The organism is Streptomyces sp. NPDC037054 (assembly GCF_055606745.1).
Genome location: NZ_JBVJSJ010000006.1, coordinates 215600 through 233928 on the forward strand (window position 1 = coordinate 215600; position 18329 = coordinate 233928).

Below are 18329 nucleotides of genomic sequence, written 5' to 3' on the forward strand. Positions count from 1 at the left end.
GGGGTGCCGGTGGCGGGGGAGGGGGCCGGTCCGGGGGGAGGCCGGTCTGGCGGGAGGTCGGGTCGGGCGGGGCCGTTCCGGTGGAAGGGGCCCCGAGGAAGGCCGGTTCTGCTCAGCGCAGCCGGGGCGCGCTGCGTGCCGCGTCGACCGGGTCCTCGCCCCGCTCCACGGCGTCGGCCAGCTCCCGTGCCCAGGCCACGACCCCGGCGAGATCCATCCCGTACGGCGTCGGCTGCCCCTGGGCCGACGCCCACTCCTCGGCCGCGCCCGCCCCGCGGCGCAGCAGCCGGGCGCCGCCGGTGACGTTGCCACGGGCGGAGTGCGTGAGCCCGACGGCGAGCTGCGCGAGTCCTCGCCACAGGCCCCGCTCCTCCTCCGGGCCCGACTTCCAGGCGTCCTCGAAGACCTCGTGCGCGTGGAACGGCTTGCCCTCGTCCAGCAGCCGCTGCGCCTCCGCGACGGTCTCGCGCGGGCTCCGCACCACGCCCTCCGGCTGCCGGGGCACGCCGTCCGCGCCGTACGGAAGGGGCCGGCCCAGCCCGTCGCGGGGCCGCGCGTTGCGCGCCCGGCCCTCGCTGTCGCGGTCGCGCGCGTCGTCCGTCCGGTCCGGCCCCGTGCTGTCCATACGCCTGCTGCCCATACGCCGATTGTGCCGCGCACCGGTCCTTTTCGGCGCAGCCCGCCGGGTGGGGTAAAGTGCTGTTCGCGCGATCACGCGGTTCACCCGCGGGACGGCGCGCACCGGGACGTGGCGCAGCTTGGTAGCGCACTTGACTGGGGGTCAAGGGGTCGCAGGTTCAAATCCTGTCGTCCCGACGGTGCACGGACGCAGAGGGCCTTCGCAGACGACAACCCGCGAAGGCCCTCTGTGCTTTCGGCGTCTCCCCGCGCGGCGCCGAGTACGCCCTCCAGGACGGCCGGCGTCGCCTGGGCGCGGCGGTGCACCCGGCGCCCTCTGCCCTCCGCTCTCCGCCCTCCACCCTCCGCGGTCATGCGGATGAGGCGGCTGCGGGCCGAGGCCGGGCCCGGGATCTGGTCCAGCAGGCCCGAGGTGGTCTGGCTCGGCCGGCCGACCTCACCGCCGCGGCCCCGGGCGGCCCCGAGGCCCTGCTCCTCGGCGCCGACGCCACCGGTGAACTCGCCCGCGCGGCAAGCTCCGTGGCGCGTGTGACGCCGGACGCGCCGACCTTTCTGATCCTCCACGGCACCGACGACTCCCTCGTCCACACGCCCAGGGCGAGGCCCTCGCGGGCGCCTCGCGGGCGACGCGAAGACCATCACGCCGCTCCAATGGGCGGCGCTGGAGGGCCCGTTCAAGGTCGGGACGTGACCCGGCCGGAGCCACCCCCGCGCCCGTCCGGCCCCGGAAATCCGTCGAGCAGCGCGTCCAGCCCGGCCGCCAGCCCTTCCGGCCCGCCCCGCTCGGCGAGCGCGGGAGCGGCCGACCGGAGCAGGGGCAGCTCCTGCGGCGGCATGCGGTGCAGGCCGAGACGGAAGGCGGGATCGGACTCGTCCGGGTTGTCCACCATCGGCCGCAGCTCGACGGAGACGTAGCCGAGCAGCCACGCCGTGAAGGCGCGGAACACCTCGGCGGCCCGCGCGTCGTCGAAACCTGCCCCGCGGAGCAGCGCGAACACCCGCTCGTGTTCCCGCAGCACCGCGAGCGGCCGGCGCGCCAGGGGGACGGCGAGCATCCTGGTGGCGAGCAGCGGCACGGCGTGCGGGTGGGCGAGACACACGTCGTAGGTCGCCCGCGCGATCAGATGCAGCCCGCTCCGCCACCCGGCACCCACCCCCTCCCCGTCCCCGGCACCCACCCCGTCCCTGGCGCCCTTCCCGGTGACCTCCCCGCCCTCCGCCGCGGTGCCCTCCCCGGCTCCCGCCGCAGTGTCCGCCCCCGCTCCTGCCGCGGTATCCGCCCCGGCTCCCGCCCCGGCGGCGAGCCGCTGCTCCAGCTCCAGGTACAGCGCCTCGACCAGCCCGTCCAGCAGGGCGTCCTTGCCCTCGGCGTACCGGTACAGCGCCATGGCCTCCACGCCCAGCTCGGCCCCGAGCCGCCGCATACTCAACGCGGACAGCCCTTCCCGGTCCACCAGTTCAAGGGCGCTGGCCAGCACACGCTCGCGGCTCAGGCGGCCGTAGCGGCCGCGGTCGACGGCGCGCCTGGCCGGTCGCTCGTCCTCGGACATCTCTCCTCCTCGCCCGCCGCCCTGCGGCACTTGGCGGAACTTGGTAAACCTCCCACATTTCGCCCCCTTGACATCATTCCCAAATCGGTCGAATGTGTACGTATACGGCGTAAGCATATGTCGTAGGGAGCAGTGGAGGCACTGATGACTCAGCACGGATCACTGGCCCAGACGGGTGTGTCCTGGCCCATCTACGCTCTGATCGGCCTGCTCGTGGCGTCGGGCGGGGCTCTGATGCGGCTCTTCCAGAAAGGCCGCGGGCACTAGATGACCACGGTCACCGCGATCGTCCCCGCGCACAACGAAGAGCAAGGACTGGGGGACACATTGCAGTCCTTGCTTGCCCAGACCCGCCCCTTCGACGAAATCGTCGTCGTGGACGACTGCTCCACCGACCTCACCCGCGAGGTGGCCCTGTCCTACGGAGTCACCGTCTTCACGGCCGAGACCAACCAGGGGAGCAAGGCGCGGGCTCAGAACTACGGCCTGCGGTACATCTGGACCGATCTCGTCCTCCCGGTCGACGCCGACACCATCCTCGCGAGCGACTACCTGGAGCGGATCCTGGTCCCCTTCGACAATCCCGACGTGGCGATCGCGGCCGGTTGTGTCATGACCCGGTTCGAGGACACCGCTCCGGAGCGGGGGCGGTCGATCGAGTACCTCTTCGGGTTCCACTTCCAGCGGCCCATCCAGAACGCGGCCAACAGCCCCGTCGTGTGCTCGGGATGCTGCTCGGCCTTCCGCACCGCGGAGCTGCGGGCGTTCGGCGGTTTCCCCGAACGCACCATCGTCGAGGACATGGACTACACGTGGTCCAAGCAGACCGAGGGGCGCAAGGCGGTGTACGTGGGCGACGCGGTCGCCTGGGCCGCCGACCCCTCGACCATGGAGTACCTGCGCAAGCAGGTGTGGCGCTGGATGGCCGGCTTCTTCCAGAACGTCAGGATCCACACCGGGGGACTCGTGCGGCACAAGCCGCTCCTCTTCCTGTGGATCCTCATCGCGGTGTGGGACATCGTCACGGCGCCCCTGTGGTACGCGATGCCGTTCCTGCTGATCTTCGTGTTCGACAACAGCGTGACGGCCAGCCTGGCCTGGTGGATGGGGGCGGAAGTGCTCCTGCTGACCCCGCCGCTGATCTACGCCGCGCACCGGCGCGGGATCCCGTACCGGCGCGTGGCGCGGAACTTCCCGTACGTCTACGTCAACAAGGTGGTCAACACCTACTACGCCTGGAAGGCCCTCGTCGTGGAACTGGTCCTGGTTCCCCTCGGCCTCTCCAAGGGCCTCGTCACGTACGAAAAGGGAAGGGCCTGAGCGGCAGAACGGGTCGGTGGTCCGCCATGAACGCCCCCATAGAGTCCTACGCCCTCCTCAGCGACCTGGAGACCGCCGCCATGGTCGGGCGGGACGGGGCCGTCGACTGGCTGTGTCTGCCGCGGTTCGACTCGCCCGCCTGTCTCGCCGCCCTCGTCGGGACCGGTGACAACGGGTTCTGGCGGGTCGCTCCCGTCGGGGGCGGGGAGTGTGCCCGGCGGGGGTACCGGCGGGACACGCTCGTACTGGACACCGTGTGGGAGACGCCCACCGGGGCCGTGCGGGTCACCGACTTCATGCCGCCGCGGACCCGGCTGCCGTGCCTCGTGCGCGTCGTCGAAGGGCTGACGGGCGCCGTGAACGTGCGCAGTGAGCTGCGGTTGCGGTTCCATCAGGGGCGGGTCGTGCCGTGGATCCGGGCCGCCGGGCACTGCGCCGTGTCCGTCGCCGGGCCCGACGCCGTGTGGCTCGGCGTCGACGGCACCGTGCCGGTCTCCGGGGAAGTGGCCGACTCCCGCCGGGACTTCACCGTGACCGCCGGTCGCCGCCTCGCGCTGACGCTCGTGTGGGCGCCCTCGCACCGGCCCGGGCCGCCCGCGCCGCTGGCCGTGCCCGCCGAGACCGGGCTCAAGGAGACCGTCGACTTCTGGCGGCGCTGGGCGGCGCGGTGCCGCTACCAAGGACCCTGGCGGGACGCCGTCGTGCGGTCCCTCATCACCCTGAAGGCCCTCACCTACGCGCCCACCGGCGGCATCGTCGCCGCGCCGACCACCTCACTGCCCGGCTCCATCGGCGGCGGACGCAACTGGGACCACCGCTACTGCTGGCTGCGCGACTCGACCCTCACCCTGTCCTGCCTGCTGCGCAGCGGCTACCGCGAGGAGGCCGCCGCCTGGCTCGACTGGCTGGTGCGCGCCATCGCCGGCGACCCCGCCGGCCTGCAGACCGTCTACGGCGTCGCCGGCCAGCGCCTGCTGCCCGAGACCGAGGCGCCCTGGCTGTCCGGCTACGAGGGCTCCCGGCCGGTGCGGTTCGGCAACTCCGCCGCGGGACAGTTCCAACTCGACGTCTACGGCGAGGTGCTGGACACGCTGTGCCTGTCGCTGCGCGCCGGCATCCCGATGCCCGCCCACGTGTGGGACCTCGTCGAGACCCTGATGGGCTTCCTCCAGCGGCACTGGCGCGAACCCGACCAGGGTCTGTGGCAGACGCGCGGGCCCCGGCGGCAGTTCGTGCACTCCAAGGTGATGGCCTGGGTCGCCGCCGACCGCGCCCTGCGCATGGGCCGGCTGCTCGGCCGCAACGGTTCCTCGGGGGAGTGGCGGGCCATGCGCGAGCAGGTGCACCGCGAGGTGTGCCGGCGCGGTTGGGACCCCGCCCAGGGCGCCTTCGCGCAGGCCTACGGCTCCCCGGCCCTCGACGCCGCCGCCCTGCTCCTGCCCCGGCTCGGCTTCCTGCCGCCGGGCGACGAGCGGGTGCGCGGCACCGTCCACGCCCTGGGCCGACGGCTCGGGTACGGCGGGTTCGTACGCCGCTACGCGCCGGCGGACGGTGCCGAGGACCTGCCCCCCGGTGACGGCGGCGCCGACCGCGCGTACGACGACTCCCACCACCCGTCCGGCGACGCCGAGCAGGCGTACGGCGACGACCCCCACCACGCGTCCGGCCGCGCCGAGCAGCAGTACCCGCCCGGCTGTCGTCCTCGTCACGAGCCCCGTCCCGAAGGCGCCTTCGTCGCCTGTTCCCTCTGGTACGCCGACGCCCTCGCCGCCACCGGCCGGCCGCGGCAGGCCGTCGCGCCCTTCGAGCGTGTCCTCGCCGTCCGCAACGACGTCGGCCTGCTCGCCGAGCAGTGGGACCCGGACGCCGGCCGCCAACTGGGCAACGCCCCGCACGCGTTGAGCCACCTCGCCCTCGTCGACACCGCGTTCACCCTGTCCTCCGCCGACCGTCCCGGGGCGGCCGGCGCGCACCGCGGGCTCACAGGTCCGGGCGCCGCGCCGAGCCCGCGTGGCCCCGCGGGTTGAGCCGCTCGAAGTGCCACGCGTCGCGGCACACGTCCCGCAGGTCCCGGGTCGGCCGCCAGCCCCAGGCGCGGGCGACGGCGGACGGGTCGGCGACCGCCTCGGTCACCTCTCCCGGCCGCCGCGCGGCGACCTCGTAGGGCACCGGCCCGCCGCACACGTCGGAGAAGGCCGCGACGACCTCCAGCACCGAACTGCCCCTGCCCGTCCCGATGTTGTAGGTCCGCAGGCCCGGCGCGTCGGCGAGGTGGTCCAGGGCGACGCGGTGCGCCGCGACGGTGTCCATGACGTGCACGTAGTCGCGGACCGCCGTGCCGTCGCGGGTGGGACGGTCGGCGCCGAACACCCGCAGCGGCTCCCCGCGTCCCGCCGCCCGCGCCACCGCCGGCAGCAGGGCGTCGGGCGGGCCGCCGGGCGGGTCCTCGCCGAGCAGGCCGCTGGGGTGGGCGCCGGCGGGGTTGGCGTTGCGCAGGCACAGCACGGTGTACTCGGGGCGGCGGTCGCACACGTCGGCCAGGATCCGCTCGCACAGCGACTTGGACAGGCCGTACGGGCTCACCGGGACGGCGGGTGTCGACTCGTCCAGCGGGCCGGGGCCCGCCTCGCCGTACACCGCGCAGGACGACGAGAACACCAGCCGGTGGACGCCGTGTTCGTGCATGGTGCCGAGCAGGGCGGTGGTGGCGCCGACGTTCGTGTCGTAGTGCTCCACGGGCGTCCGCGCCGAGCGGCTCACCGAGCCCCGCGCCGCGAAGTGCACCACGGCGTCCACCGCGTGCCGGGCGAACACCGCCGACAGGGCGCGCCTGTCCCGGACGTCCAGCTCGTAGACGGCGCCGACGAAACGGCCCGCCAGCCGCTCCACGCGGGAGAACACCTGCGCCGTTCCGCCGGAGCCGTCGTCGACCACGATCACCTCGTAGCCGTGGTCGAGGAGGTCCACGCAGGCATGGCTGCCGAGGAAACCGGCCCCGCCGGTGACGAGGACGGTCGACGGTACCGACGCGTTGCGGGCCATGGGCCGGACCCTCCTGCGGGGACGTCTCCCAACACCGTACGTTTATGTCGTAAATTTCGGCATGTGTTCCATCGTGCGCCCCGGAGGCGGGCCGGTCAAGGCCGCACCAGCAACTGGAAGTCGAACGCGTACCGCGACGCACGGTAGATGTGGGTGCCGAACTCGACGGGCCGGCCGGTGTCGTCGTACGCCGTGCGCTGCATGGTGAGCAGCGCCGCGCCCTCCCGTTCGTCCAGGCGGGCGGCCTCCTCGGCCGTGGCCGTGCGGGCGCCGACGCTCTGGCGGGCGCTGTGCAGGACGATGCCGGCGGTGCGCATCATGCGGTACAGGCCGGTCTGCTCCAGCCGGTCGGTGGCGAGGTCGAGCAGGCCTTCCGGGAGGTAGTTGCACAGGACGGCCACCGGCTGGCCGTGGGTGCCGCGCAGCCGCTCCAGGGCCGTGACCTGCGCACCCTCCGGCAGGCCGAGCGCGGCGGCCACCTCGGCGGAGGCGGGGACGGTCTCGTTGCGCACGACCCGCGTGTACGGCCCCTGCCCGGCCGCCTCCAGGTCGTCGTACAGGCTGCTGAGTTCCAGGGGGCGCTTGACCTGGCTGTGCACGACCTGCGTGCCGACGCCGCGCCGCCGGACCAGCAGGCCCTTGTCGACCAGCGACTGGATGGCCTGGCGGACCGTGGGCCGGGACAGGCCGAGGCGCACGGAGAGGTCGATCTCGTTGCCCAGGAGGTCGCCGGGTGCGAGCGCCTTGTGCTCTATGGCCGCCTCCAGTTGGCGCGCGAGCTGGTAGTACAGCGGCACCGGGCTGGAGCGGTCCAGGGTGAAGTCGAGGCGGTCGACCGCGGACACGCTCGCGGCGTGTGCCGGGTCACCGGTCCTCGCCATCGCGGTACCCCCCTCCGAGGTGGCGGCGGCGGGCGGCGACCTGCCGCTCGTAGTCCTCGCGGGCGGTGCGCGCGGCCTCGCGGCCGGAGGTCTCGGCGACCGGGACGTCCCACCAGGCCTCGGCCGGGGGAGCGGTCCCCGCCGGGTCGGTCTCCACGTACACGCAGGTCGGCCGGTCCGAGGCGCGCGCCGCGGCCAGTGCCTCGCGCAGCTCGCGGACCGTCTTGGCGCGCAGGACGTCCATGCCGAGGCTCGCCGCGTTCGCCGCGAGGTCGACGGGCAGCGGGGCGCCGGTGAAGGTGCCGTCGGCGGCCCGGTACCGGTAGGCGGTGCCGAACCGCTCGGCGCCCACCGACTCCGACAGCCCGCCGATGGAGGCGTAGCCGTGGTTCTGGAGGACGACGAGGTTGACGGGCAGGTTCTCCTGTACGGCCGTGACGATCTCCGTCGGCATCATCAGATACGTGCCGTCGCCGACCAGCGCCCACACGACGGTGTCCGGCGCGGCCTGCTGCACGCCGATCGCGGCGGGGATCTCGTAGCCCATGCAGGAGTAGCCGTACTCCAGGTGGTACTGGCGCGGGGACCTGGAGCGCCACAGCTTGTGCAGGTCGCCGGGGAGCGAACCGGCGGCGTTGATCACCACGTCGTCGTCGCCGACGACCGCGTCCAGGGCGCCCAGCACCTGCGTCTGGGTGGGGACGGCGTCGTCGTCGCCCTCGTAGGCGCCGGCCACGATCCGTTCCCAACGCTCCTTGCCCGCGCGGTACTCGGCGGCGTAGGCGTCCGTGACGCGGTGCCCGCGCAGGGCCTCGGTGAGGGCGGTGAGGCCGGCGCGCGCGTCGCAGACCAGGGTGCCGGCGGCCAGCTTGTGGGCGTCGAAGGCGGTGATGTTGACGTTCAGGAAGCGCACGTCCGGCCGGCGGAAGAGGGTGCCGGAGGCGGTGGTGAAGTCGCTGTAGCGGGTGCCGACGCCGATCACCAGGTCGGCGGTGCGGGCGAGTTCGTCGGCGACGGCCGTGCCGGTGTGGCCGATGCCGCCGACGTCGGCTCGGTGGTCGTGGCGCAGGGAGCCCTTGCCGGCCTGGGTGGAGGCGACCGGGATGCCGGTGGCGTCCACCAGGTCCTTCAGCGCGTCCTCGGCCTCGCTGTGGTGGACCCCGCCGCCCGCGACGATCAGGGGGCGTTCGGCGGCCCGGATCGCGCGGACCGCCTCGGCCAGTTCCACCGGGTCCGGCGCGGGGCGGCGTACCCGCCAGACGCGGTCGGCGAAGAACTCCTCCGGCCAGTCGAAGGCCTCCGCCTGCACGTCCTGCGGCAGGGCGAGCGTGACGGCGCCGGTCTCGGCCGGGTCGGTGAGGACGCGCATCGCGTTCGGCGCGGAGGCGATCAGGGCCTCGGGGCGCGTGACGCGGTCGAAGTAGCGGGAGACCGGGCGGAGGGTGTCGTTCACCGACACGTCCGCCGACACCGGGTGTTCGAGCTGCTGGAGCAGCGGGTCGGCGGCGTGCGAGGCGAAGTAGTCGCCGGGCAGCAGCAGGACCGGCAGGCGGTTGATGGTGGCGAGCGCGGCGCCCGTCACCAGGTTCGTGGCACCCGGCCCGATGGACGTCGTCACCGCCTGCGTGGACAGCCGGTTGAGCTGGCGGGCGTGTCCGACGGCCGCGTGCACCATGGCCTGTTCGTTGCGGCCCTGGTGGTAGGGCATGACGTCGCCGTACTCGACGAGCGCCTGGCCGAGCCCGGCGACGTTGCCGTGCCCGAAGATGCCCCAGGTGCCGGTGATCAGACGGCGGCGCACGCCGTCGCGCTCGGTGTACTGGGCGGCGAGGAAGCGGACGAGGGCCTGGGCGGTGGTCAGTCGGCGGGTGGGGGCGCTCATCGGGACCTCTCGGGCGCGTCGTAGAGGGGCAGACGGGGGTCGACGGGCTGCTCGGGCCAGGTGTCGCGGATCCAGGCGTGGTCGGGGTGGTCGCGGATCAGCCAGGCACGCTCGGCCTCCGGTCCCGCCATGACGTTGAGGTAGTACATGTGGTGGCCCGGCACCGCCATGGACGGGCCGTGCCAGCCGTCCGGGACGAGGACGACGTCGCCGTCGCGGACCTCGGCGAGCACGTCCGTCTCCCGGCCGGCCCCGGACGGCGAGACGCGGTGGTAGCCGAGGCCGGGGACACCGTCGTGGGCCGCGAACTCGAAGTAGTAGATCTCCTCCAAGACCGACTCCTCGCCCGGGCGGTGCTCGTCGTGCTTGTGCGGCGGGAACGACGACCAGTTGCCGCCCGGCGTGAGCACCTCCACCGCGATCAGCCGGTCGCAGTCGAACACCCCGGCCGCGCCGAAGTTGTTCACCTGGCGGGAGCAGCCGCCGGTGCCGCGCAGTTCCACCGGCACCGACGACGCCGGTCCGTAGCGGGCGGGCAGCCGCCGCTCGCAGCGCGCACCCGTGAGCGCGAACCTGCCGCCGCCCGTCGTCGTCACCGTCGCACGCGCGTCGCGCGGGACGTAGGCGAAGTCGGTGACGGCGCCGAACACGTCCGGGCGGCCGTGCAGTTCGAAGGTCTCGTGGCCGAAGTCGTCGGACGCCGCCACCGTGCAGCCGCCGCTCAGGGGCAGCACGATCCACTCGCTCTCGCCGGTGTCGAAGGTGTGCGAGCCGCCGGGCGGCAACTCCAGGACGCGCAGGGCGGAATACCCCCAGCCCGCGGTCTCCGGGGTGACGTCCACGACGTAGGGGCCGCCGAGCGCCTTGCCGGCCGGCAGGTGGTACGGGCTCGTCATCGGTGTCTCCTCGTGTGCCTCAGGGCTCGTCGGACGGCGTGTCACAGCAGGCTCACGGCCGTGTCGACCGCCGTCTCGACACTGCCCTCGGCCGGGTACAGCAGGGAACGGCCCACGACCAGGCCCTGCACGCTGGGCAGCCGCAGCGCCTTGCGCCACTTCTCGTACGCCCGCTCCTGGTCGTCGCCGACGTCACCGCCCAGCAGTACCGCGGGCAGGGTCGACGTCTGAAGCACCTGGGCCATGTCGTCCGGGTCGTCCGTCACCGGCAGCTTCAGCCATGTGTAGGCGGAGGTGCCGCCCAGGCCCGAGGCGATGGCCACGGAACGGGTGACGGCCTCGGCCGACAGGTCGTTGCGGACCCGGCCGTCGACCCGGCGGGATATGAACGGCTCCACGAACACCGGCAGCCGCAGCGCCGCCATGGCGTCCACGGCGCGCGCGGTGGACTCCATCGTGGTGAGCGAGCCGGGGTCGTCGTAGTCGATGCGCAGCAGCAGCTTGCCCGCGTCGAAGCGGAGCCGGGCGATGTCCTCGGCGCGGTGCCCGGTGAACCGGTCGTCCATCTCGAACGCGGCGCCGGCGAGGCCGCCGCGGTTCATCGAGCCCATGACGACCTTGTTCTCCAGCACCCCGAGCAGCAGCAGGTCCTCCAGCACGTCGGCCGTGGCGAGCACCCCGTCGACGCCCGGCCGGGACAGCGCGACGCACAGCCGCTCCAGCAGGTCCGCGCGGTTGGCCATGGCCAGCCCGCGGTCGCCGACGCCGAGCGCGCCGCGCGCGGGATGGTCCGCGGCGACGATCATCAGCCGGCCGCCGGCGCCGATCAGCGGGCGGCGCGCGCGGCGGGCGGCGGCCTCGGCGACCGCCTCCGGGTGGCGGGCTCTGACCGCGGTCAGATCGGGGATGCTGAGGGACAAGACGGGCTCCGTTCGGCAGGTGCGCGGTCGGCCGGGGGTGAGGGGCGGGTGCGGCGCGGGCTCGGCCGGCCGCGAGTGACGGGCTTCGGGGGGCGTGCTCGGTCGGCCGGGGGTGAGGGGCTTCGGGGGCGTGCTCGGCCGGCCGGCGGCGAGGGGCCCGCCGGCTCAGACACCCCCCAGCAGGCCGGCCACCTCGGACCGGGTCGGCATCGCGGAGGAGCAGGCGAGGCGGGAGGCGACGAGCGCCCCGGCGGCGTTGGCGTGCCGCACGGTCCGCTCCAGGTCCCAGCCCGCCAGCAGCCCTCGGCACAGCGAGCCGCCGAACGCGTCGCCCGCGCCGAGGCCGTTGACGACCTCGACCGGCACCGGCGGCACCTGCGCCGCCGTGCCGTCGCGGTGCACGGCCAGTACCCCCTTCGGGCCCTGCTTGACGACCGCCAGTTCCACACCGGCCGCCAGCAGCGCCTCGGCGCAGGCGTGCGGTTCGCGGACGCCGGTGGCGATCTCGCACTCCTCCAGGTTGCCGACCGCGACCGTGGCGTGCCGCAGCGCCGCGGCGTAGTGCGGGCGGGCCGCGTCGGGCTCGGACCAGAACATCGGCCGCCAGTCCAGGTCGAACACCGTGATCCCGGCCTTGGCGCGGGCTTCCAGGGCGGCGAGGGTGGCGGAGCGGCTCGGCTCCTCGCTCAGGCCCGTGCCGGTCATCCAGAAGATCCGGGCGGCGCGGATCGCGTCGAGGTCCAGCTCCTCCGCGTGGATCTCCAGGTCCGGGGCCTTGGGGCGGCGGTAGAAGTACAGCGGGAAGTCGTCCGGGGGGAAGATCTCGCAGAACGTGACCGGCGTCGGGTAGGCGGCGACCGGGGTGACCCAGCGGTCGTCGACGCCGAACTCACGCAGCGCCTCGTGCAGGTAGACGCCGAACGGGTCGTCGCCCGTGCGCGTGATCACGGCCGAGGCCAGGCCGAGGCGCGCGGCGGCCACCGCGACGTTCGCGGCGGAGCCACCGAGGAACTTGCCGAAGGTCTCGACCCGGGCCAGGGGTACACCCGTCTGGAGGGGGTAGAGATCGACCCCGATACGGCCCATGGTGATCAGGTCGAAGGACTGGCTTGACTCGGCCATGCGCGACGCTCCTCATGCTGGGCGGGTGGCCTGCCGCCTCCCAGGTGTAGGTCCCGGCGGCCCCCGCTGTCAATAGTTTGTACTTACATTCGGACCTGCTTGTGAAATGATGTCTTAACAAAGTATTGACAGCGGGCGTGTCAGGGACTTGGATCGCGTCCCAGCGCAACAGCCGTCGCACAGTGAGGTGCAGGAACGATGGACCGCTCTTCCCCCGCCCGCTCCCGCAGATTCGCCCCCGCCCTGGCCCTGGCCGCGGCGGCGGCACTGACCCTCGCCGGCTGCTCCAGCGGCTCCGGAGGAAAGAAGGCCGAGGAAGGGGCGGCCGACGCCTCCGCCGGCAAGGCCACCACCCCGCGCATGACGGTCGCGCTCATCACGCACCAGTCGCCCGGCGACACCTTCTGGGACATCGTCCGCAAGGGCGCCGAGGCCGCCGCGGCCAAGGACAACATCAAGCTCGTCTACTCGGCCGACCCGAACGCCGGCAACCAGGCCAACCTCGTGCAGAACGCCATCGACCAGAAGGTCGACGGCATCGCCATCACCCTCGCCAAGCCCGACGCCATGAAGGGCGCCGTCGCCAAGGCCACCAAGGCCGGCATCCCCGTCGTCGGCCTCAACTCCGGGGTGAGCGACTGGAAGAAGCTCGGCCTGCTGGAGTTCTTCGGGCAGGACGAGACGGTCGCGGGCGAGGCCTTCGGCAAGAAGCTCAACGAGGTCGGCGCCAAGAAGGCCGTCTGCGTCGTCCAGGAACAGGGCAACATCGGCCTCACCCAGCGCTGCGACGGAGTGAAGAAGACCTTCGAGGGCTCGGTCGAGAACCTCTACGTCAACGGCACCGACATGCCGTCCGTGAAGTCGACCATCACCGCCAAGCTCAAGCAGGACACGGCCGTCGACCACGTCGTCACCCTCGGCGCCCCCTTCGCCCTGACCGCCGTGCAGTCCATCGGCGACGCCGGCAGCAAGGCGAAGGTCGCGACGTTCGACCTCAACAAGGAACTCACCAAGGCCATCCAGGACGACAGCATCGAGTTCGCCGTCGACCAGCAGCCCTACCTCCAGGGCTACCTCGCCGTCGACTCCCTGTGGCTCTACAAGAACAACGGCAACTACAGCGGCGGCGGCGAGCAGCCGGTGCTGACCGGCCCCGCCTTCGTCGACAAGTCCAACGTCGACACGATCGCCGAGTTCGCCGCGAAGGGCACCCGGTGATTCGTATGGCCCAGCAGGCTGAGCCGGCGGTGACCACACCGCCGGCCCCCGGCCCGAAGCAGACCGACGGGCGCACCACGCGGCGCTCGCTGGTCCTGCGGCTGCTGGCACGGCCGGAGGTCGGCGTCTTCCTCGGCGCCCTCGCCGTGCTGGTGTTCTTCCTGATCGCCGCCCCGACCGTCCGGCAGGGCAGCTCCATGGCGACGGTGCTCTACCAGTCGTCGACCATCGGCATCATGGCGCTGCCCGTCGCCCTGCTGATGATCGGCGGAGAGTTCGACCTGTCGTCCGGCGTCTCCGTCATCACGTCGGCGCTCACCGCGAGCATGCTCAGCTACCAGCTCACCGTGAACGTCTGGACGGGCATCGTCGTCGCGCTGATCCTGTCCCTCGCCATCGGCGCGTTCAACGGCTGGATGGTGGTGCGCACGGGCCTGCCCAGCTTCCTCGTCACCCTCGGCACCTTCCTGATCCTCCAGGGCGCCAACCTGGCCATCACCAAACTCGTCACCGGCAACGTCGCCACCGACGACATCAGCGACATGGACGGCTTCGAGCAGGCCAGGGCGATCTTCGCGTCCTCCTTCGACGTCGGCGGCGTCCAGGTGAAGATCACCGTCGTGTGGTGGCTGGTGTTCGCGGCCGTCGCGACCTGGGTGCTGTGGCGCACCAAGTACGGCAACTGGATCTTCGCGGTCGGCGGCAACAAGGAGAGCGCCCGCGCGGTCGGCGTCCCGGTGAACTTCACCAAGATCACGCTGTTCATGACGGTCGGCTTCGGCGCCTGGTTCGTCGGCATGCACAACCTGTTCTCCTTCAACACCGTGCAGTCCGGCGAGGGCGTGGGCCAGGAGCTCATCTACATCGCCGCCGCGGTGATCGGCGGCTGCCTCCTCACCGGCGGCTACGGCTCCGCCATCGGCCCCGTCTTCGGCGCCTTCATGTTCGGCATGGTGAACCAGGGCATCGTCTACGCCGGCTGGAACCCCGACTGGTTCAAGGCCTTCCTCGGCGTGATGCTGCTCGGCGCCACCCTCGTCAATCTGTGGGTCCGCCGCACGGCGACCCGGAGGTGAACCCATGACGTCCAAGTCCTCCGGCACCCACGGCGCCGTCCTCGCGGACACCCCGCCCGAGGGGGACCGCCCCGTCGTCGAACTCCGCGGCGCCGGCAAGTCCTACGGCAACATCCGCGCCCTGCACGGCGTCGACCTCACCGTCCGCCCCGGCAGGGTGACCTGCGTGCTCGGCGACAACGGCGCCGGCAAGTCCACCCTCATCAAGATCGTCTCCGGGCTGCACCGGCACACCGAGGGCGAGTTCCTCGTCGACGGCGAACCGGTCCGCTTCTCCACCCCGCGCGAGGCCCTCGACCGCGGCATCGCCACCGTCTACCAGGACCTGGCGACCGTGCCGCTCATGCCGGTGTGGCGCAACTTCTTCCTCGGCTCCGAGATGACCAAGGGCCCCTGGCCGGTCCGCCGCCTCGACATCGACCGCATGAAGCGGACGGCCGACGAGGAACTGCGCAACATGGGCATCGTCCTCGACGACCTGGAACAGCCCATCGGCACCCTCTCCGGCGGCCAGCGCCAGTGCGTCGCCATCGCCCGCGCCGTCTACTTCGGCGCCCGCGTCCTCATCCTGGACGAGCCCACCGCCGCCCTCGGCGTCAAGCAGTCCGGCGTCGTCCTCAAGTACATCGCCGCCGCCCGCGACCGCGGCCTCGGCGTCATCTTCATCACGCACAACCCGCACCACGCCTACATGGTCGGAGACCACTTCAGCGTGCTGCGCCTGGGCACCCTCGAACTCAGCGCCGCCCGCGCCGAGGTGAGCCTCGACGAGCTCACCAACCACATGGCCGGCGGCGCGGAACTCGCCGCCCTCAAGCACGAACTGGCCCAGGTGCGCGGCGTCGACACCGAAGGACTCCCCGAGGAGGGAGACCTCCGGGCGCCCGCACCCGCACCGTCCGAAGGGAACTGAAGACATGGCCCCTGTGCTCGACCGGATCCGCGTCGGCTCCGCCCCCGACTCCTGGGGGGTGTGGTTCCCGGACGACCCCCGTCAGGTGCCCTGGGAACGCTTCCTGGACGAGGTCGCCGAGGCCGGCTACTCCTGGATCGAGCTCGGCCCCTACGGCTATCTGCCCACCGACCCGGCCCGCCTCACCGACGAGGTGCGAAGCCGCGGCCTGAAGGTCTCCGCGGGCACCGTCTTCACCGGGCTGCACCGCGGCCCCGCCGTCTGGGACGCCACCTGGGACCACGTCGCCCAAGTGGCCGCGCTGACCCAGGCGATGGGCGCGAAGCACCTCGTCGTCATCCCGTCCTTCTGGCGCGACGACAAGACCGCCGAGATCCTGGAGCCGCCGGAGCTGACCGGCGAGCAGTGGGCCCACCTGACCAAGGGCATGGAACGCCTCGGCCACGAGGTGCGCGAGCGTTACGGCCTCGACATCGTCGTCCACCCGCACGCCGACACCCACATCGACACCGAGGAGCACGTCGAGCGGTTCCTCGACTCGACCGACTCCGACCTGGTCGGCCTGTGCCTGGACACCGGGCACTACGCCTACTGCGGTGGGGACAGCGTCAAGCTCATCGAGACCTACGGCGAACGCATCGGCTACCTGCACCTCAAGCAGGTCGACCCGGAGATCCTGGCGGACGTCCGCGCGAACGAGGTGCCCTTCGGGCCGGCCGTGCAGCGCGGCGTGATGTGCGAACCGCCCGGCGGCGTACCGGAGTTGGGGCCCGTGCTGGAGGCGGCCCAGCGGCTCGGCGTGGACCTGTTCGCCATCGTGGAGCAGGACATGTACCCGTGCGAGCCGGACACGCCGCTGCCGATCGCGACCCGCACCCGCAGGTTCCTGCGCTCCTGCGGGGCCTGACGGCCACGGACGACGGAGGGCGGGGTCACGGTCGTCGCCGTGACCCCGCCCTCTTCTCGCGTGCGCGCGGCGGCCGGTCAGTCCTGCCGCACCTCCGCGATCGTCACCGGCCGGTGCTCGCGCATCGACAGCGTGCACGCCTCCGCGATCCAGCCCGCCTCCAGGGCGTCCGCCACCGTGCACGGGGAGGGCCGGGTGCCCGCGACGACCTCGGTGAACGCGGCGAGTTCGGCACGGTAGGCGGCGGCGAAGCGGTCCATGAAGAAGTCGTGCGGGGTGCCCGCCGGGAACGTCACGCCCGGCTCCACCGAGCGCAGGGGCAGCCTGTCCTCCAGACCGACGGCGATCGAGTCGGCGAAGCCGTGCAGCTCCATGCGGACGTCGTGACCGCGGCCGTTGTGGCGGCTGTTGGACACCACGGCGATCGTGCCGTCGTCCAGCGTGAGGACCGCGCCGGTGGTGTCGGCGTCGCCGGCCTCCCGGATGTGGTCCGCGCCCCGGTTGCCGCCGACGGCGTACACCTCGGTCACCTCGCGGCCCGTCACCCAGCGGATGATGTCGAAGTCGTGCACGGAGCAGTCCCGGAAGATGCCCCCGGAGGCGGCGACGTACGCGGCCGGCGGCGGCGCCGGGTCCAGGGTCGTGGACCGCACGGTGTGCAGCGTGCCCAGCTCGCCCGCGCGCACGGCCTCCCGCGCGGCCACGAACCCGGCGTCGAAGCGCCGGTTGAAGCCGATCTGGACCGGCACGGCGCCGCCGTCGACGGACCTGAGCACCTCGACGCCCTCCGCCATGGTGCGGGCGACGGGCTTCTCGCAGAACACGGGCACGCCGGCCTCGACCCCGGCGCGGATCAGGGCGGGGTGGGCGTCGGTCGCCGCGGCGACCACGAGGCCGTCCACCCCGGCCGCCAGCAGGGCCTCGGGGGAGTCCGCGACCTCGGCGCCGAACCGCTCGGCGGCGGACTTGGCGGCGTCCGCGACCGGGTCGGCGACGACGAGCGAGGTGACGGCGCCGAGGCCGGAGAGGGTCTCGGCGTGGAAGGCGCCGATGCGGCCGAGGCCGAGGATTCCGATGCGCATGACGTGCTTGCTCCTTGAGGGTGCGGGGTGGTGGCGGAGAGGTGCGGTCGGCTCCGGGGTCAGTCCAGGCCGCCGAGCACGTTCTGGTCCCAGTCGATCACCGAGCCGGTGACCACGCCCGAGCGGTCCGACAGCAGCAGGACGACGAAGTCGGCGATCTCGTCCGGCTGTCCGAGCCTGCCCATCGGCAGCCGGGCGGCGGCCCGTTCGCGCCAGTCGTCGCCCGCGCCGTGGAAGGCCCGCTGCGTCGCGTCCTCGCCCTCGGTCGCGGTCCAGCCGATGTTCAGGCCGTTGATCCGGATCCGGTCCCAGCGGTGCGCGTGGGCCGCGTTGCGCGTGAGCCCCAGGAGACCGGCCTTCGCGGCGACGTAGGGCGCGAGGAACGGCTGCCCGCCGTGCGCCGACGACGTGATGACGTTGACGATCGTGCCGGGGGCGCCGCGCGCCACCATGTCGGCGACGGCCGCCTGCATCGCGAAGAACGGCCCTCTGAGGTTGACGGCGATGTGCTGGTCGAACAGCTCGGGCGTGGTGTCCAGCAGCGTGCCGCGCGAGGTGAGCCCGGCGGAGTTCACCAGGCAGTCGACCCGGCCGTACGCCTCCACGACGCGCCCCACCGACGCCTTCGCCTGCCCGGCGTCGGCGAGGTCGGCCCGCACGAACAGCGCCTCGCCGCCCGCCTCCGTCAGCTCGGCCACCAGCGCCTCGCCCGGCTCCGGGCGCCGCCCCGTGACGGCCACGACGGCGCCCTCGCGGACCGCCGCGCGGGCGACCGCCGCGCCGACGCCCTGACTGCCGCCGTTGACGAGGACGACCTTGTCGTCGAGAAGTCCGACACGGTCCCGAAGTCCCGTACGGTCGAGAAGTCCCATACCAAGGGG

At 73.0% G+C, this 18329-nt stretch carries 17 protein-coding genes and 1 tRNA gene; 8 read left to right on the forward strand and 10 right to left on the reverse strand.

All coding sequences use genetic code 11. The annotated features are described in order from the left end of the window. Positions 1 to 112: 112 nt before the first annotated feature. Positions 113 to 640 carry a DUF309 domain-containing protein gene (locus ACZ7D7_RS16695; RefSeq protein WP_470825050.1) on the reverse strand — a complete coding sequence of 176 codons (528 nt, stop codon included), beginning with the start codon at positions 638 to 640 and terminating at the stop codon, positions 113 to 115. 102 nt (positions 641 to 742) lie between these two features. Here ACZ7D7_RS16695 and ACZ7D7_RS16700 point away from each other — a divergent pair. Continuing rightward, positions 743 to 816 (forward strand) — tRNA-Pro (locus tag ACZ7D7_RS16700). Positions 817 to 1313: 497 nt separating this feature from the next. Here the strand turns inward: ACZ7D7_RS16700 and ACZ7D7_RS16705 are convergent. Continuing rightward, complete coding sequence (locus ACZ7D7_RS16705) at positions 1314 to 2189, reverse strand: TetR family transcriptional regulator (protein WP_470825051.1); 876 nt, start codon at positions 2187 to 2189, stop codon at positions 1314 to 1316. A 144-nt stretch (positions 2190 to 2333) separates the two neighbouring features. On the opposite strand from ACZ7D7_RS16705, the gene ACZ7D7_RS16710 reads away from it, so the two are divergent. The 3 genes from ACZ7D7_RS16710 to ACZ7D7_RS16720 are packed head-to-tail and all read left to right on the forward strand — an operon-like array spanning position 2334 to position 5536. Continuing rightward, entirely contained in the window at positions 2334 to 2456 is a 123-nt protein-coding gene (locus ACZ7D7_RS16710) for an LPXTG cell wall anchor domain-containing protein (protein ID WP_470825052.1), read from the forward strand. Beyond that, positions 2457 to 3509: a glycosyltransferase family 2 protein gene (locus ACZ7D7_RS16715; RefSeq protein ID WP_470825053.1), complete on the forward strand. Its 1053-nt coding sequence runs from the start codon at positions 2457 to 2459 to the stop codon at positions 3507 to 3509. Positions 3510 to 3535: 26 nt separating this feature from the next. After that, positions 3536 to 5536: a glycoside hydrolase family 15 protein gene (locus ACZ7D7_RS16720; RefSeq protein WP_470825054.1), complete on the forward strand. Its 2001-nt coding sequence runs from the start codon at positions 3536 to 3538 to the stop codon at positions 5534 to 5536. On the opposite strand, the gene galE is transcribed toward ACZ7D7_RS16720, so the two are convergent. The 6 genes from galE to iolC form a co-directional block, all read right to left on the reverse strand. Further along, positions 5490 to 6551: a UDP-glucose 4-epimerase GalE gene (galE, locus tag ACZ7D7_RS16725; RefSeq protein WP_470825055.1), complete on the reverse strand. Its 1062-nt coding sequence runs from the start codon at positions 6549 to 6551 to the stop codon at positions 5490 to 5492. The genes ACZ7D7_RS16720 and galE overlap by 47 nt on opposite strands. Before the next feature lie 95 nt (positions 6552 to 6646). After that, entirely contained in the window at positions 6647 to 7432 is a 786-nt protein-coding gene (locus ACZ7D7_RS16730) for a GntR family transcriptional regulator (protein ID WP_470825056.1), read from the reverse strand. Beyond that, positions 7416 to 9314, reverse strand: coding sequence for a 3D-(3,5/4)-trihydroxycyclohexane-1,2-dione acylhydrolase (decyclizing) (iolD, locus tag ACZ7D7_RS16735; RefSeq protein WP_470825057.1), 1899 nt, complete (start codon positions 9312 to 9314; stop codon positions 7416 to 7418). Before iolD ends, ACZ7D7_RS16730 begins: the two co-directional genes overlap by 17 nt. After that, positions 9311 to 10210, reverse strand: coding sequence for a 5-deoxy-glucuronate isomerase (gene iolB, locus ACZ7D7_RS16740; RefSeq protein WP_470825058.1), 900 nt, complete (start codon positions 10208 to 10210; stop codon positions 9311 to 9313). The genes iolD and iolB overlap by 4 nt, the downstream gene beginning before the upstream one ends. Positions 10211 to 10251: 41 nt before the next feature. Further along, positions 10252 to 11130, reverse strand: coding sequence for a Cgl0159 family (beta/alpha)8-fold protein (locus ACZ7D7_RS16745; protein WP_470825059.1), 879 nt, complete (start codon positions 11128 to 11130; stop codon positions 10252 to 10254). 165 nt (positions 11131 to 11295) lie between these two features. Then, positions 11296 to 12252, reverse strand: a complete 957-nt coding sequence (gene iolC, locus ACZ7D7_RS16750; RefSeq protein ID WP_470825060.1) for a 5-dehydro-2-deoxygluconokinase — start codon at positions 12250 to 12252, stop codon at positions 11296 to 11298. Between the two features lie 198 nt (positions 12253 to 12450). Between iolC and ACZ7D7_RS16755 the strand changes: the two genes are divergently transcribed. Genes ACZ7D7_RS16755 through ACZ7D7_RS16770 form a run of 4 tightly spaced genes read left to right on the forward strand, consistent with a single transcriptional unit; the run spans position 12451 to position 16366 of the window. Then, the gene (locus ACZ7D7_RS16755; RefSeq protein WP_470825061.1) at positions 12451 to 13470 is read left to right on the forward strand and encodes a sugar ABC transporter substrate-binding protein; all 1020 of its coding nucleotides are present in this window, start codon (positions 12451 to 12453) and stop codon (positions 13468 to 13470) included. Then, the gene (locus ACZ7D7_RS16760) at positions 13470 to 14546 is read left to right on the forward strand and encodes an ABC transporter permease (RefSeq protein ID WP_470825348.1); all 1077 of its coding nucleotides are present in this window, start codon (positions 13470 to 13472) and stop codon (positions 14544 to 14546) included. Before ACZ7D7_RS16755 ends, ACZ7D7_RS16760 begins: the two co-directional genes overlap by 1 nt. 4 nt (positions 14547 to 14550) lie before the next feature. Continuing rightward, a complete protein-coding gene (locus ACZ7D7_RS16765; protein ID WP_470825063.1) occupies positions 14551 to 15459 on the forward strand; it encodes an ATP-binding cassette domain-containing protein in 909 nt (302 codons plus the stop codon). 4 nt (positions 15460 to 15463) lie between these two features. Beyond that, a complete protein-coding gene (locus ACZ7D7_RS16770) occupies positions 15464 to 16366 on the forward strand; it encodes a sugar phosphate isomerase/epimerase family protein (RefSeq protein ID WP_470825064.1) in 903 nt (300 codons plus the stop codon). Between the two features lie 77 nt (positions 16367 to 16443). On the opposite strand, the gene ACZ7D7_RS16775 is transcribed toward ACZ7D7_RS16770, so the two are convergent. Together ACZ7D7_RS16775 and ACZ7D7_RS16780 are read right to left on the reverse strand one after the other, a co-directional pair. Beyond that, complete coding sequence (locus tag ACZ7D7_RS16775; protein ID WP_470825065.1) at positions 16444 to 17448, reverse strand: Gfo/Idh/MocA family protein; 1005 nt, start codon at positions 17446 to 17448, stop codon at positions 16444 to 16446. A gap of 59 nt (positions 17449 to 17507) precedes the next feature. After that, positions 17508 to 18320 (reverse strand): SDR family oxidoreductase, encoded by an 813-nt coding sequence (locus tag ACZ7D7_RS16780; RefSeq protein ID WP_470825067.1) that lies wholly within the window; start codon positions 18318 to 18320, stop codon positions 17508 to 17510. Positions 18321 to 18329 lie beyond the last annotated feature (9 nt).